The organism is Sinomicrobium halophytocola, assembly GCF_052983395.1.
The window spans coordinates 68,268-82,358 of sequence record NZ_JBRKIT010000034.1; the positions used below are offsets into that span (position 1 = coordinate 68,268).

The 14,091-nt window shown below is 45.7% G+C and carries 12 protein-coding genes; 10 read left to right on the forward strand and 2 right to left on the reverse strand.

Going from position 1 to position 14,091, the window contains the following annotated elements; all coding sequences use genetic code 11:
- Positions 1-40 precede the first annotated feature (40 nt).
- From ACVBDY_RS13800 to ACVBDY_RS13830, 7 genes are all read left to right on the forward strand, one after another.
- Positions 41-907 carry a DUF58 domain-containing protein gene (locus ACVBDY_RS13800; protein WP_447176089.1) on the forward strand — a complete coding sequence of 289 codons (867 nt, stop codon included), beginning with the start codon at positions 41-43 and terminating at the stop codon, positions 905-907.
- A gap of 40 nt (positions 908-947) precedes the next feature.
- Positions 948-2,612 (forward strand): hypothetical protein, encoded by a 1,665-nt coding sequence (locus tag ACVBDY_RS13805; RefSeq protein WP_447176048.1) that lies wholly within the window; start codon positions 948-950, stop codon positions 2,610-2,612.
- A gap of 2 nt (positions 2,613-2,614) precedes the next feature.
- Entirely contained in the window at positions 2,615-3,616 is a 1,002-nt protein-coding gene (locus ACVBDY_RS13810) for a vWA domain-containing protein (protein ID WP_447176049.1), read from the forward strand.
- 102 nt (positions 3,617-3,718) lie between these two features.
- Positions 3,719-4,762: a VWA domain-containing protein gene (locus tag ACVBDY_RS13815; protein ID WP_447176050.1), complete on the forward strand. Its 1,044-nt coding sequence runs from the start codon at positions 3,719-3,721 to the stop codon at positions 4,760-4,762.
- A 40-nt stretch (positions 4,763-4,802) separates the two neighbouring features.
- A complete protein-coding gene (locus ACVBDY_RS13820) occupies positions 4,803-5,735 on the forward strand; it encodes a tetratricopeptide repeat protein (RefSeq protein WP_447176051.1) in 933 nt (310 codons plus the stop codon).
- A gap of 51 nt (positions 5,736-5,786) precedes the next feature.
- The gene (locus tag ACVBDY_RS13825; protein WP_447176052.1) at positions 5,787-7,565 is read left to right on the forward strand and encodes a BatD family protein; all 1,779 of its coding nucleotides are present in this window, start codon (positions 5,787-5,789) and stop codon (positions 7,563-7,565) included.
- Positions 7,566-7,633: 68 nt separating this feature from the next.
- On the forward strand, positions 7,634-8,395 hold the full coding sequence (locus ACVBDY_RS13830; RefSeq protein WP_447176053.1) for a tetratricopeptide repeat protein: 762 nt from the start codon (positions 7,634-7,636) through the stop codon (positions 8,393-8,395).
- 39 nt (positions 8,396-8,434) lie between these two features.
- Here the strand turns inward: ACVBDY_RS13830 and ACVBDY_RS13835 are convergent, their stop codons facing one another.
- The gene (locus tag ACVBDY_RS13835; protein WP_447176054.1) at positions 8,435-9,361 is read right to left on the reverse strand and encodes a cation diffusion facilitator family transporter; all 927 of its coding nucleotides are present in this window, start codon (positions 9,359-9,361) and stop codon (positions 8,435-8,437) included.
- 318 nt (positions 9,362-9,679) lie between these two features.
- Between ACVBDY_RS13835 and ACVBDY_RS13840 the strand changes: the two genes are divergently transcribed.
- The 3 genes from ACVBDY_RS13840 to ACVBDY_RS13850 all read left to right on the forward strand — a co-directional run bounded on the left by ACVBDY_RS13840 (position 9,680) and on the right by ACVBDY_RS13850 (position 12,529).
- On the forward strand, positions 9,680-9,991 hold the full coding sequence (locus ACVBDY_RS13840; protein ID WP_447176055.1) for a hypothetical protein: 312 nt from the start codon (positions 9,680-9,682) through the stop codon (positions 9,989-9,991).
- 212 nt (positions 9,992-10,203) lie between these two features.
- A complete protein-coding gene (locus ACVBDY_RS13845) occupies positions 10,204-11,847 on the forward strand; it encodes a SulP family inorganic anion transporter (RefSeq protein WP_447176056.1) in 1,644 nt (547 codons plus the stop codon).
- Between the two features lie 43 nt (positions 11,848-11,890).
- A complete protein-coding gene (locus tag ACVBDY_RS13850) occupies positions 11,891-12,529 on the forward strand; it encodes a carbonic anhydrase family protein (protein WP_447176057.1) in 639 nt (212 codons plus the stop codon).
- Between the two features lie 70 nt (positions 12,530-12,599).
- On the opposite strand, the gene ACVBDY_RS13855 is transcribed toward ACVBDY_RS13850, so the two are convergent.
- Positions 12,600-14,009 (reverse strand): DUF4403 family protein, encoded by a 1,410-nt coding sequence (locus tag ACVBDY_RS13855; RefSeq protein ID WP_447176058.1) that lies wholly within the window; start codon positions 14,007-14,009, stop codon positions 12,600-12,602.
- Positions 14,010-14,091 lie beyond the last annotated feature (82 nt).

Consider the following 14,091-nt stretch of genomic DNA (forward strand, 5'->3'; position numbering starts at 1 on the left):
CATGGAAAACCCTCCGCAGGAGGGAACAGGAAGGGCCAGTATGGATACCAAAGAACTACTTAAGAAAGTCAGGAAAATAGAGATCAAGACACGCCGGTTGTCCGATCATATTTTTGGAGGCGAATACCATTCCACCTTCAAAGGCAGGGGTATGACATTCAGTGAAGTGCGTCAGTACCAGTTTGGCGATGATGTGCGTAATATAGACTGGAATGTCACTGCCAGGTACAACGAACCTTATATAAAGGTATTCGAAGAAGAGCGTGAACTCACTATGATGCTGGTCGCCGATGTGAGCGGCAGCCAGTTTTTCGGCACCACCGCACAGTTCAAAAACGAAATTATCACGGAAATCGCTGCCACCCTGGCTTTTTCCGCCCTGCAGAACAACGATAAAATAGGGCTTATTCTTTTTTCTGACAAAATAGAGTTGTACATCCCCCCGAAAAAAGGAAAATCGCATGTACTCCGCATTATACGCGAACTACTGGAATTCGAATCCGAAAGCAAGAAAACCGATATTGCCGAAGCCCTGAAATTCCTGTCGAACATAATGAAGAAAAAAGCCATCGTTTTTGTCCTTTCGGATTTTATGGCCGAAGATTACAACCACACCCTGAAGATCGTAGGCAAAAAACACGACATAACCGGAATACGGGTTTATGACAGACATGAAGAGAGCCTCCCGAACCTGGGACTTATCATGGCAGAAGACGAAGAAACCGGACAACTTATCGCCGTAGATACCGGCTCTAAAAAAGTACGGAACAGCTATGGGGCCTATCACAAAGAACGGGTAGATTATTTTCAGAATTCCTTTACCAAGAACGGTGCCGGAATACTGAACAACAGGGTAGACGAAAGTTATGTAAAAAAACTATTGGGATATTTCAAAAGAAGAGCATAAAAAACAATGTCATCATAAGGCAAAAAATTAAGAACGTTTCATGATCAAAGATCTTTTCACTATAAAAAAAAGACTTTTCCCCCTTCGTAAGGGAGCAGGGGCACTCTTTGCCGCAATGTTCCTCTTTGCACCGATACGTTCCGTTGCCCAGGACACCCCCAGGGTCACTTCCAAAATCGACTCCACCCAAATGCGGATCGGTGAACAACTGCATTTTGAAATCTCGGTGGACGCAGACAGCACCGCACTTGTCGTATTTCCCGAAGGACAGACTTTTAGTCCGCTGGAAATGGTAAAAGCTGCCGATATAGACACTTTTCGCAATAAAGACAGGGTAAATCTCATACGGAAATACGCCCTCACCCAGTTCGACTCCGGGCACTATACCCTCCCCAGGCAAAAAATTATTGTCAACAACAAGGAATTCTATACGGATTCCCTGAAGATCACCGTCAATGATATTGCCGTAGACACCACGACGCAGAAAATGTACGATATAAAGCCCCTCACCGCGGTCTCCGGGAATTATTCGGGTTGGGTCAGGTATATGATCTGGGGCCTTATTATCCTGGCCATTGCAGGGGGACTTATATACTGGTTTTTTATTCGTAAAAAACCGCTCACCCGGGAAGAAAAGGAAGCCCTGCTCCCTCCTTTCGACAGGGCCCTGCTCGGGCTGAAAAAACTGGAAGAATCCCGTTACCTGATACAGTCCCAGTACAAAGAATACTATTCCGAACTCACCAATATCGTAAGGGCCTACCTGGAAGAAGAAGTCCATATTTCGGCTATGGAAAGCACTACGGAAGAACTGGTGACCAAACTGGAAATGATGCAACAGGGCGGAAGGCTTAACCTGGAAAAGAATACCATTAATAACTTCAAAAGCGTATTACAGAAAGCGGACCTGGTAAAATTCGCGAGGTCCAGACCCGATACCAACGCCGCCGAAGCAGACCGTAAGGTCATAGAAAATGTGGTTGTAAGTACCAAAGAAGCCATTCCCGAGCCTACCGAAGAAGAATTGCTGCAGCGCGAGGAATACATTGCCGAACTGGAACGGAAACGCCGCAAAAAAAGAAAAGTCACCCTGGCGATTGCCGCAGCCTGCCTGTTATTGGTAGCAGCCGGGGGCGCAGTGGCCTATTACGGTTTCACCCAGGTAAAAGATACGGTTTTCGGGCACCCGACCCGCGAACTGCTCAACGGCGAATGGGTGACCAGCGAATACGGTTACCCCGCTATTGTACTGGAAACCCCGAAAGTATTGCGACGGACCGAAGTAGAACTGCCCGATGCCTTAAAACAGACCATAAGCACCAACCAGACCTTCGCCTATGGCGGACTTATAGGTGATTTTCATGTTTCGGCAAGTGCAACGACCTTCCGTGAAGGAGTGGAATTTAACATGGAAGATGCCATACAGGGGTCTGTCAGCACCATGGAACAGCAGGGTGCAAAAAATATCATTGTTAAGCAAGACGAATTCACCACACCTTCCGGGAAAAAGGGAATCAAAGTTCACGGCAGCATGGACATGACCCTGCCCGGCAGTGAAAAAACCGTAAAAGGAGAATATATCATATTGAATTTTAACGAAAAAGGAGCATTTCAACAGGTCATCATTGTCCACAGACAAGACGACCGTTATGCCAAGGATATCGAGAACAGGATCGTAAATTCCATCGATTTTAAAAACCCGTAAAAATGCTGGAGAACATCCAATTTGCCAATCCGCAATTCTTCTGGTTGCTTTTGTTGCTTCCCCTGGCCGTCGTATGGTATTTGCTCAAGAGGAAAAAGGAAACGGCTTCCCTGAAAATATCGTCCGTAAAAGGCTTTAAAGCAGGCGGCTCTATATTGCCCAGGCTCAAACCGGCACTTTTTGTCATGCGCCTGCTTGCGCTTGCTGCTCTTATCACTGCAATGGCCAGGCCGCAAATCCTCGATATATCCTCCAGGACTAAAACCACCCGGGGGATCGATATTGTCATGGCACTCGATTTTTCATCGAGTATGCTGGCCAAAGACCTGAAACCCAACCGCCTTATAGCCCTCAAGGAAGTCGTGGCCGAATTCATAAAAAACAGGCCCAACGACCGGATAGGTCTCGTGGCCTATGCCGGGGAAAGCTATACCCCGATTCCTGTTACGAGCGACAAGGCCCTGGTGCTGAACACCCTGAAACAACTGGATTTCGAAACCCTCCGAGACGGTACCGCCATAGGTATGGGACTGGCCACCGCCGTAAACCGTCTCAAAGACAGTAAGGCAGATAGTAAGGTAATCATCCTGCTAACGGATGGTGTGAACAATACGGGAGTCATAGAGCCCCTCACGGCTACGGAACTCGCCAAGGAATACCACATAAAAACATACACCATAGGACTTGGAACCAACGGCATGGCAATGACCCCGGTAGCGTATAACCCCGACGGTTCTTTTCGCTATGGCATGCAAAAAGTGGAAATTGACGAAAAATTACTGAAAGACATTGCCAGGGAAACCGGAGGCACGTATTTCCGGGCCACAAACAACAGGAAACTCGAAGAAATATACGAAGAGATCAACCAGCTGGAGACCACCGAAATAGAAGAGTTCAAATACTATAATTACGATGAAAAATTCCGGCCGCTGGCTTTACTTGCAGGGGCGTTATTGTTTCTCGAATTATTACTGCGTTACACAGTATTCAGAAGTTTTGTGTAATTTGACAACCTGTTACGCAAATTGGCAAGATGTTTGGACAACTGTACAAAAGAACCCGGAACAGGTGCCATAGCGGTGAATGATAATCCATAAATACAACGGATGTACGTACTGGAAGAAAAAATATATTTTTATCTGCTCGCCATAATCCCATTGGTGGTGTTGCTCTTTCTTTTTCTGCAATTGTGGAAGAAAAGGACGCAGAAGAAATTTGCCGATACTCCTTTGTTGAAGAGACTGAGCCCGGACACCTCTACCTTCAAGCCGTTGCTCAAGCTCATTACGCTCCTGCTGGCCTTCACCTGCATGGCTTTTGCCCTGGTAAACCCGAAAATAGGCACAAAACTCGAAACGGTAAAAAGGGAAGGGGTCGACATCGTATTTGCCGTGGATGTGTCCAAAAGTATGCTCGCAGAAGATATAACCCCCAACAGGCTGGAAAAAACCAAACGCCTTATTTCTGAGGTTATTGATCAGCTGGCGGGCGACCGTATCGGTATTATTGCCTATGCGGGAGAAGCCTTCCCCCAGCTGCCGATAACGACCGATTATGCCGCGGCCAAAATGTTCCTCCAGGGAATGAATACGGACATGCTTTCTTCGCAGGGAACCGCCATCGGGGATGCCATTAACATGGCCAAAGGTTATTTTAATGACGAAGAGCAAACCAATAAAATACTGGTTATTGTTTCCGACGGTGAAGACCATGAAAAAAGCATAGACCAGGCCATTGAAGAAATTACCCAAAAAGGTATCCGTATCGTAACCATAGGTGTGGGCACCCCGAAAGGAGGCCCCATTCCCATAAAACGAAACGGCATTACCGAGACCTTCAAAAAGGACCGCCAGGGCGAAGTGGTGATCACCAAGCTCGATGAAGATACCCTCAAAGAAATAGCCGGGGAAAGCAACGGCGAATACATCAACGGCAGAAACACTTCGGATGTGGTCTCCTTTATGAAGGATTATCTCGGACAAATGGACAAAAAAGAATACGAAACAAAACAGTTTGCCGATTACAAAAGTCAGTTTCAATGGTTTTTGGGGGCAGCTATTTTATTTTTAATTTTAGACCTCCTCTTTTTAGAAAGAAGGACCGCCTGGGTGCGGAAGCTTAACCTGTTTAATGAAAAGAACGAAAAATAGTACGGGAATCCAAACTTGTTAACTTCTTAAATTACCAAAAATGACTGTTTTTTCCATACATAGCGCCAAAACCTTCTTCCCCGGCCATACCAGGACGGCGATATCGATGTACGGGCTTACCGCGATCCTGTTTCTCTCTTTTTTCCCGGCCAATGCACAGGAAAAAGAAAAAGATAAGGAAGCAGAAAAAATGGCACGGGCCTCCGAAAGCCTGACCTACGAGGCCAACCAGGAACTGGCCCGGGACGATTTTGAAGATGCCGAAGTGAGTTACAGAAAGGCCATAGCCAAAAACGCAGAAAACGCCATAGCCAAATACAACCTGGGAAATGCCTATTACCGCAGGGAAAATCTCGGGGAAGCATTTACCCGTTACAAACAGGCAGGAGAAGCTACAGGCTCCCGCGAAGAAAAGCACAAAGCCTATCACAACCTGGGTAACGTGTTCATGAAAAACAAAGAATACCAGAAGGCGATAGAAGCTTATAAAGAAGCCCTCAGAAACGATCCTACGGACGAAGAAACCAGGTACAACCTCGCGCTGGCCAAAGAAATGCTGGAAAAGAATCCCCCCGAGGACAATAACAATGATAAGGACAACAAAGACCAGGATCAAAACAAAGACAAACAGGACCAGGACAAACAAGATCAGAACAAAGACGGCGAAGACAATAAAGACCAGGACCAGAAAGACCAGGGCGATAAAGGAGATGACGGTCAGCAGGAACCCGAAGAAAATAAGGACCAGGGAGACAAAGGAGATGACGAGCAGGGCAAAAACGGAAATGATCAGGATGAAAACGGCCAGCCGGAAGAAGGACAGGGAGAGCCACAGCCCGGACAAAGCGACTTGTCCCCGCAACAAGTACAGGCCCTGTTAGACGCCATGGGCAGAGAGGAAAAACGGGTACAGGACAAGATCAATGCGAAGAAGGCCAAAGGCGCCAAAACATCGACAGAAAAAGACTGGTAATCTCCGGAAACGGTGCAACCGTACCGGAAAATTAATGCCATTAAGAATACTATGATCCTTAAAAAAAACATAAATATACTATCCGCACTGCTGTTATTTACATCGCTTTGTTTTGCGCAGGAAGAAACAGTTCAGTTCGAAGCCAACGTCAGCAAGGAAAAGCTGGGGGTGAACGAGCGGTTGCGCGTAGATTTTAAAATGAACAAGGACGGGGATAACTTTACCCCGCCCGATTTTGAAGGCTTCACTGTCGTCATGGGCCCCAACCAGTCCGTAAGCCATTCCTGGATAAACGGCAAACGCAGTTTTTCCAAAACCTACTCTTATGTCCTGGCTCCTGTAAGCAGGGGAAAATTTACAATCAAACAGGCAACGATAGAAATCAGCGGTAATACCTACAAAACCATGCCTGTTACGGTTGAGGTCTCCGCTTCCGTAGACAATCCCGGTGAAGAAAACAACCCGGCAACGATTGCAGAAGACAAACTGCACCTGGTGGCAGAAGTCTCCAAGGCAAGTCCGTACCTTAACGAAGCGATTACCGTAGTTTATAAACTGTATGTAAGTCCGGATACCAACGTATCCGACTTCCGTCCCCTGGACAATCCCACTTACAACAATTTCTGGAGCCAGGAAATAGAAATTCAGCGTTTTGAAGTCAAGAACGGTACTTACCGGGGTAAACCCTATCGCTATGTCGTTCTCAAACAGGTGGTACTATACCCGCAGAAGGAAGGCCAGCTGAGCCTGGAGCCCCTTTCCCTCGATGTTACGGTAGACGTACCCACCAACAAAAGGGACATATTCGGCGGACGTTTGTATACCCAGGCCCACAAAACGGTTTCCGCCGGGAACCGGACCATCAATGTCAAAGCGCTCCCCGAGCAGGGTAAACCCGCAGGTTTCGGCGGTGCCGTCGGGAAATTCAGCTTTAAGGTCACCCCGTCCAAGAGTTCTTTAAAAGCTTCCGAATCATTCCAGTTAAGAGTAGAAGTACAAGGCAAGGGTAATTTTAAGCTGTTCTCCCTGCCCAAAATGGAACTTCCCAGCTCTATGGAGGTATACAGCCCGGAATTCAAGGAAAACATCTCTACATCCCTCTCCGGCATGTCGGGAACCGTCTCGGATAATTATACGATAGTGCCGCAGTTCAAAGGCCAGTATACCATTCCGGATATGACATTCTCATATTTCGATCCTTCAACAGCATCCTATCAGACTATCCGTTCGGACCAGGCTACCATAAACGTAACAGAAGGCCCTCAACAGGCCGTCGCTTCCGGTTCGGGATCACCGGGTAATGTCAAACAAAATGTTATCGCCGCCGGAAGCCAGTTCAGGTTTATCAAACTCTCCCCTTCCCTGGCGTCCGTTCAAACCAGCGATTTCTTTGGTTCGGGATTGTTCTATACCTTGTTATTACTGCCATTTCTGTGTATTCCACTGGCCATATTCATCATTAAAAAGAAACAGAAAATTTCGGCCGATGTGCGGGGCAACAAAATACGCAAAGCGAACAAACTGGCCAGAAAATACCTGTCCGAGGCACGGAAGGCCCTCGGTAAAAAAGTGGAGTTCTATATAGCGCTGGAAAAAGCCCTCCACAACTACCTGAAAGCGAAGTTACACATTGAAACCTCGGAGTTCAGTAAAGAAAAAATAACAGCCCTGCTTCAGGAAAAAGAAGTTGATCCGGAAAGTACGGAAGGTTTTATCGGTCTCCTCGAGAGTTGTGAGCTCGCCCGGTACACCCCGGCTTCGGACGTGACCATGCAGCAGGATTACGACAAGGCGGTTGCCGTAATCTCCCAGATGGACAAGCAGATCTGAAACACAAACCACACTACAGGGGGTTACTTATAAGGAAATACCCTGAAAATGACCTAAGAAAGTACAACATGAGAATCGCGACCATAGTCATAGTATTACTCTTCCACTTCACCGGATTCGCCCAGGCGAACCCGTCACCGGAAAAGCTTTTCGAAAAGGCGACTTCCCTGTACAATGACGGGAAATACGAAGAGGCCGCCGACAACTACCTGGCCATTCTGGACCAAGGCCAGCATTCCGCCGCGGTGTATTATAACCTCGGGAACGCTTATTACAAACTGAACAGTATCCCGGAAAGCATTTATTACTACGAAAAAGCATTGCAACTTTCACCCGACGACCAGGACGTTAAAAATAATCTTGCCTTTGCAAAGAATATGACCATAGATGCCATCGAACCCCTTCCGCAAACGGGCTTTTCCAAATTCTGGAACAACCTCACCGGGCATTTTCATTACGATACCTGGGCGGGGATAGCCGTTGCGTTTGCCTTTCTGACAGCCGTATTCTTTTTGTGTTACTACTATCTCAGCTCATCTGCCAAGAAGAGGATATTTTTTGTAGCCAGCATTGCTACGGTTGCCTGTCTCATAGGCAGTGTTTATGTAGCCTACTTCCAATTCTACAAAAGCACAAATACCAATTTTGCCATCATTTTTGCTAAAGAATCCCAGGTAAAATCAGAACCCAATTCCAGGAGCGAACAGGCTTTTCTGCTGCACAGCGGCACCAAAGTACAGATACTGGAAACCCTTGATGACTGGAAACACATCAAGCTGGCCGACGGAAAAACAGGCTGGTTACCGCGAGGAGATGTGAAAGAGCTTTAAACAACTGTTATTGAGAGTATGAATGAATACCAACCCGGTCTAGTTCCCGACGGCCTGGTCTTCGCCGCGCTTGCGTTCCGTATTGTTGGTAATATATTCGTCAAAAGGTTCCACATGTATAAGTATGTGCTCCGTGTCCGGCATTTCCTCTGCTAAGGCATCTTTAAGATTATGGGCGAGTTTGTGCCCCTCTTTCACCGTAATTTCCGCATCGACTATGGCATGCAAATCAATATGGAATTTCATTCCGGTCTTGCGGATATAACATTTTTCCGTGGCTATAATACCATCTACCTGTCCCGCTATCTCCCGAACACGTTTTATACGGTCTTCGTACAGGTGTTCGTCCATAACTTCCCCGAGCGCCGGCCTGAAGATCAGGTAACTGTTGTACATAATAAAAGCGGAAGCGAAGAGGGCGGCCCAGTCGTCTGCGGACTCATATCCTTCACCCAGCAACAGGGCTACGGATATCCCTATAAAGGCGGCAACCGAAGTTATGGCATCACTCCTGTGGTGCCAGGCATCGGCTCTGAGGGAACTGCTTTCCGTCTCTGCGCTTCGCCGCATTACCACGCGATAAGATATCTCCTTCCATAAAATAATCGCTCCCAATACGATAAGCGTATAAGGTTTTGGCTGTTCGTGCGGCGTACTTATGTTCTTTACACTTTCATAGGCAATGACCGCGGCCGAAATGATCAGGAAGCCGACAACCACGAATGTCAGTAAAGGTTCTGCCTTGCCATGTCCGTAAGGGTGGTTTTTATCCGCAGGTTTGGCGGCATATTTTAATCCCAGCAAAACCAGGAACGAAGAAAACACATCGGTAGTGGATTCTATGGCATCTGCGATAAGTGCATAAGAATTTCCCAGGACACCGGTAATCCCTTTTATAATAGCCAGGGTGGCATTACTGACTAAGCTAAAGTAAATGGTCTTTTCTGCTGCACGTTCCCTGGTCATTTACGCTTCTTTTCGGCAAATTTACAATATCCGGCTCTAAATTCCGGACAGGAACGCATCCTTTTTCCCGGAGATGATATTCCGCTGTCACTCCATGTAAAGCATCAAAAAAAGGAGTTTTATAATAAAATACCCGGGCGAACGCTCAGGTAAACGCCTGCACAAACACAATACACTCTCTATCAATATCATAAAAAACAACATCAACAGTTATAAACTCCCTAAAAAACACTTCATATCCGCGGTTTTAAATATTCCTTAACACTCCATTAAAAAAATCCTGTTATTTTTGCATCTATAAGGTTAAAAAAATAACCATTGCTATTCAGAAAGTCCACATACAAAAGCATTGCCATTTCTTTATTGGTACTCTTCGGGATATTTATATTGACTCCCGCAGTGGTCACCATCATAGAGAAAAATGCTGATGTTTCCATATTCTTTTCCGCAACGGAAGAAGAGAGTAAGGAGACTATAAAAGTCATGGACGACCGTATCATTAAAAGTATGCACGAAACCTGTTTTGTTCTTGCTTCTCTTTTTAACGAAAGTACGACAACAGGCTATGTGGAAATTCTCCACAATTCCTTCCTGGTAAATAAGTTTTGCCCGCCTCCCGAATGGGCGTAACATCCCTTTTTTCTATTTATAACCCTTTATTATATCGGTTGGGTAAGTGTCTGTTTCAACAACAAATGTAGTTCAGACATTATTCGTTATCATTTCATTTAACCGTCATTTTCCCGTATTCAACAGGTCTTGACGGGGGGTTTCACCACGTGCTTACGAAGATATATTGCCGGCACGGAATTTATCATTTCATTTTTTAAAAATTAACTTTTATGAGAGAAAAAATCCCATTTTTCGCAAATCTGAAGTCGGATTTTGCGGCAGGCCTTGTTGTTTTTCTGGTTGCTTTACCTCTTTGTCTCGGAATAGCTATGGCTTCGGGTGCACCACTTTTCTCAGGTATCATATCAGGTATTGTCGGTGGTATTGTCGTTGGTTACTTAAGCCAGTCGCACGTTAGTGTTTCCGGACCGGCTGCAGGTCTTACGGCCATTGTACTGGTGGCGATAACAGACCTCGGGGCTTTTGATGTATTCCTTACCGCTGTGGTTATCGCAGGCCTCTTACAACTTGTACTCGGATTTATCAAAGCCGGTACCATATCCAACTATTTCCCCACCAACGTCATCGAAGGAATGCTCGCCGGTATCGGTGCTATTATTTTCCTGAAGCAGGTGCCTAAAGCCCTGGGATCTGATGTGGAAATAGGTTCCGGACTGGCTATTTTTACCGATCTTATCGCATCTTTCCAGGACGTAAGGCCCGGGGTAATTGTAGTAGCCCTCATATCTCTCGGCATCCTTATCGCCTGGGAGAAAGTAGATACGCTGAAACGGCTGAAACTCATCCCGGGAGCCCTGGTTGCCGTAATCATAGGTACGCTCATCAACGAAATGTTTATTTTGTCCGGAAGCTCCATGGCCATCACCGAAAATTACATGGTCAACCTTCCCGTTCCTACGACTCCGGAAGAATTCCAGGGACTGATATCGCTTCCCCGTTTTGCTTCCGTGACCAATCCGGATGTCTGGGTTGCAGCCATAACCATCGCCATAGTGGCCTCTATCGAGTCCTTGCTTAACCTGGAGGCTTCGGTACGCCTGGATCCTTATAAGCGATATGCCAGCGCCAACAGGGAACTCAAGGCACAGGGAATAGGAAACGTGATTTGCGGGCTCGTAGGAGGTTTACCCCTCACCACTGTTATCGTAAGAACCTCAACCAATATCAATGCGGGTGGTAAAAGCAAGGCTTCTGCGATAATTCACGGTTTCCTTCTGCTGATTTGTGTCCTTACCATTCCGTTCCTGCTCAACCGGATACCCCTGGCCACACTGGCCGCAGTTCTGCTTATCATAGGGTATAAACTGGCCAAACCGGCAACATTCAGGTATTTCTGGTTAAAAGGTAAATACCAGTTCATTCCTTTCCTGGCCACTTTTGGCGCCGTAGTCTTCACCGACCTTCTGAAAGGAGTAGCGCTTGGAATGATTATCAGTGTTATCTTTATCCTCAGGGGAAATATCAAACGCGCATATTTCTTCCGTAAAGAAGAATACGAAAGCGGAGATATCATTCATATGGACCTGGCACAGGAAGTGTCTTTCCTGAACAAAGCGGCCATAAAACTTACACTGAGCCATCTGCCTGAAAATTCCAAAGTCGTGATTGACGCTTCCGATACTGTCTATATTGCACACGACATCCTGGACCTTATCCAGGAATTTAAAACCGTGACTGCCCCGGAAAAAGGTATCGAAGTGGTGCTCACAGGCTTTAAAGATGCCTATCAGCTGGACAATAACGAGGAAATATCCAACCACGTCTCCGTAGAGCATGATAATGTAATGTCTTACCGTAAAAACGGCAGTACATCACACAAAAAGGTAATTTCCGAGCTGATCAATGATAAATAATACAACAAAACAGGATACTTTTAAACCACATAAAAATACCTATATGAAAGCACATACCGCAGAAACTCAGGCCACGGTAACCCCGTCTAAGGCTTTGGAATTTTTGAAAGAAGGTAATCAACGATTTATACAAAATCTCAGGGCTAACCGCGACTTACTGGAGCAGGTAAACGCGACCAAAGACGGGCAGTTTCCCTTTGCAGTAATCCTCAGTTGTATTGACAGCCGGACTTCGGCCGAACTGATATTCGACCAGGGCCTGGGCGATGTCTTCAGCGCCAGGGTAGCCGGAAATATAATAAACGAAGATATACTGGGGAGTATGGAATATTCCTGTAAGGTAGCCGGATCCAAACTTATCGTAGTGCTGGGCCACAGTAAATGTGGTGCGGTAACCAGCGCCTGTAAGGGTGTGAAAATGGGAAATATTACTGCCTTGCTCAGCAAAATGCAGGATTCCATAGATGAGGTAAATAAAGAAAAACCCGGAGCTGATACTTCTTCCTCCGAATTTGTGGAAGCCGTCGCACATCACAATGTCGTTCACACCATGAGTGAGATCCTAAAGCGAAGCCCCGTACTTAACGAAATGTTCGAAGCCGGTGAAATAGGCGTTGCAGGGTGCTATTACGATGTGGAATCCGGAGAAGTGGAGTTTGTTAAGGAGCTTATCCGCGCCTAATTCCCCTAAGGTAGAAAATAAAAACCGTCACGTGTATTGGGTTTAATCCAACCGGGGCGGTTTTATTTTTTTACTCCAGACCATCAACAGTAACAGAAACCTTGCCTTTGAGCTTGATAAAAGCGACTATAGCTGTAGCCGATAATTGGATTTTATCCAGTTTTATCTCCTGGACGGACCCGTTTACAAAAACACCTTTTACGGGAGAGTAGTTTCCAAGATAATGCTCCACGCTCTCTTTACCCTCCTTGAGGTTAGGCGCTATGGAATACCTGCATTTTTCCTGCAACTGGAGTAATATACGGTTCCCAGCCAGCCATTGTGCCGACTTTAACAAGGCGTTCTTTGTGTCCAGTACATAATCCAGCTTATCAAAATACACCTCTTTGGTGGCCTCGTTGTACTGCGGGTATCCTGTTAAATAGAGCGTACCGTTAATACTCCCGGCCACATCCAAAGCTATAATTATTTTCCTTTCCTTTTGCCAGATATCCACAGCTTTGACCATTATTTTCTTTCTACCCTCTCCAAACTCATAACCCTTGAAATTCCTGGTGAGGATTCTTGATGCATCTTTATAAGACGATATTGCCGCTATACTGGCCGTAACAGATTCAGGAATTTTACTCACCGGTTTTAACACGATATTTTCCCTGTTGAACTTCGACCCGGGTTTCTCTCCGATAATGGTTTCCATAGCACATTTCATCCCCATTTTAAAAGTTATAGCCTGGTCTATTAAGGACGCGTCTGTCGTATACAGCTCTTCCGGAATGATCCGCAACCAGCTCTCATAAGTTTCACTCATTTGAAAAGGCGTGCATATTTTTTCGAGGGCATCTAATACATTGGGCTTAAAATCCAGGGATTCTTTTATAGCATGATCTATATTTCCTTCAATAACCGTTTTTAACAAAACAACCGCTGAATTAACCAGGCCGGTAACAGGCAGTTTTTGTCCCATGACATTCATTGTCGGTTCTTCATTCCATACCAGGGATTTTAATTTTGTATTTGTTCTCAACTCCCAATTAACCAGTCCTACATCACTGATAAGAGTAACAGTGCCATCCAAAGAAATATCCCTGACATCTTCGAGGGGCAACCCGAATGTATTTGCATTAAACCGATATTGTATCCATGCCTTTAACGGCATTACGGTTTTTAGCTTTCCGTTCTCGTTGGTTATGGAAATCTCCCGGTCCTTCCAAACTTTCATTTTAAGGTCGTCGTCCTTAAAATCCGTATCCTCATAGATAAATCCTGCGAGCGAAGTATTTGTTATGCGCTCTACATCCTTTAGTTTAATGGCAACGGGAAGATTGATAAACGAATATGTATTTTCATAAACCAAAGGAGCTACATTTCCCGGCTCCGGTTTCAGGGTTCCTATTTTTTTTGATGAGGAACAGCCCGCCAGGCCCGAAAACAATAACAAAAGACATAAAAAAAATACTCCTGCACACTTATGGTTTTTCATTGACAGATAAAATTGGGATTATTTAGAAACGACCTGAATTTTGTTTCTAAAGATAGAAAAATCAACATAAACCTATCATAAT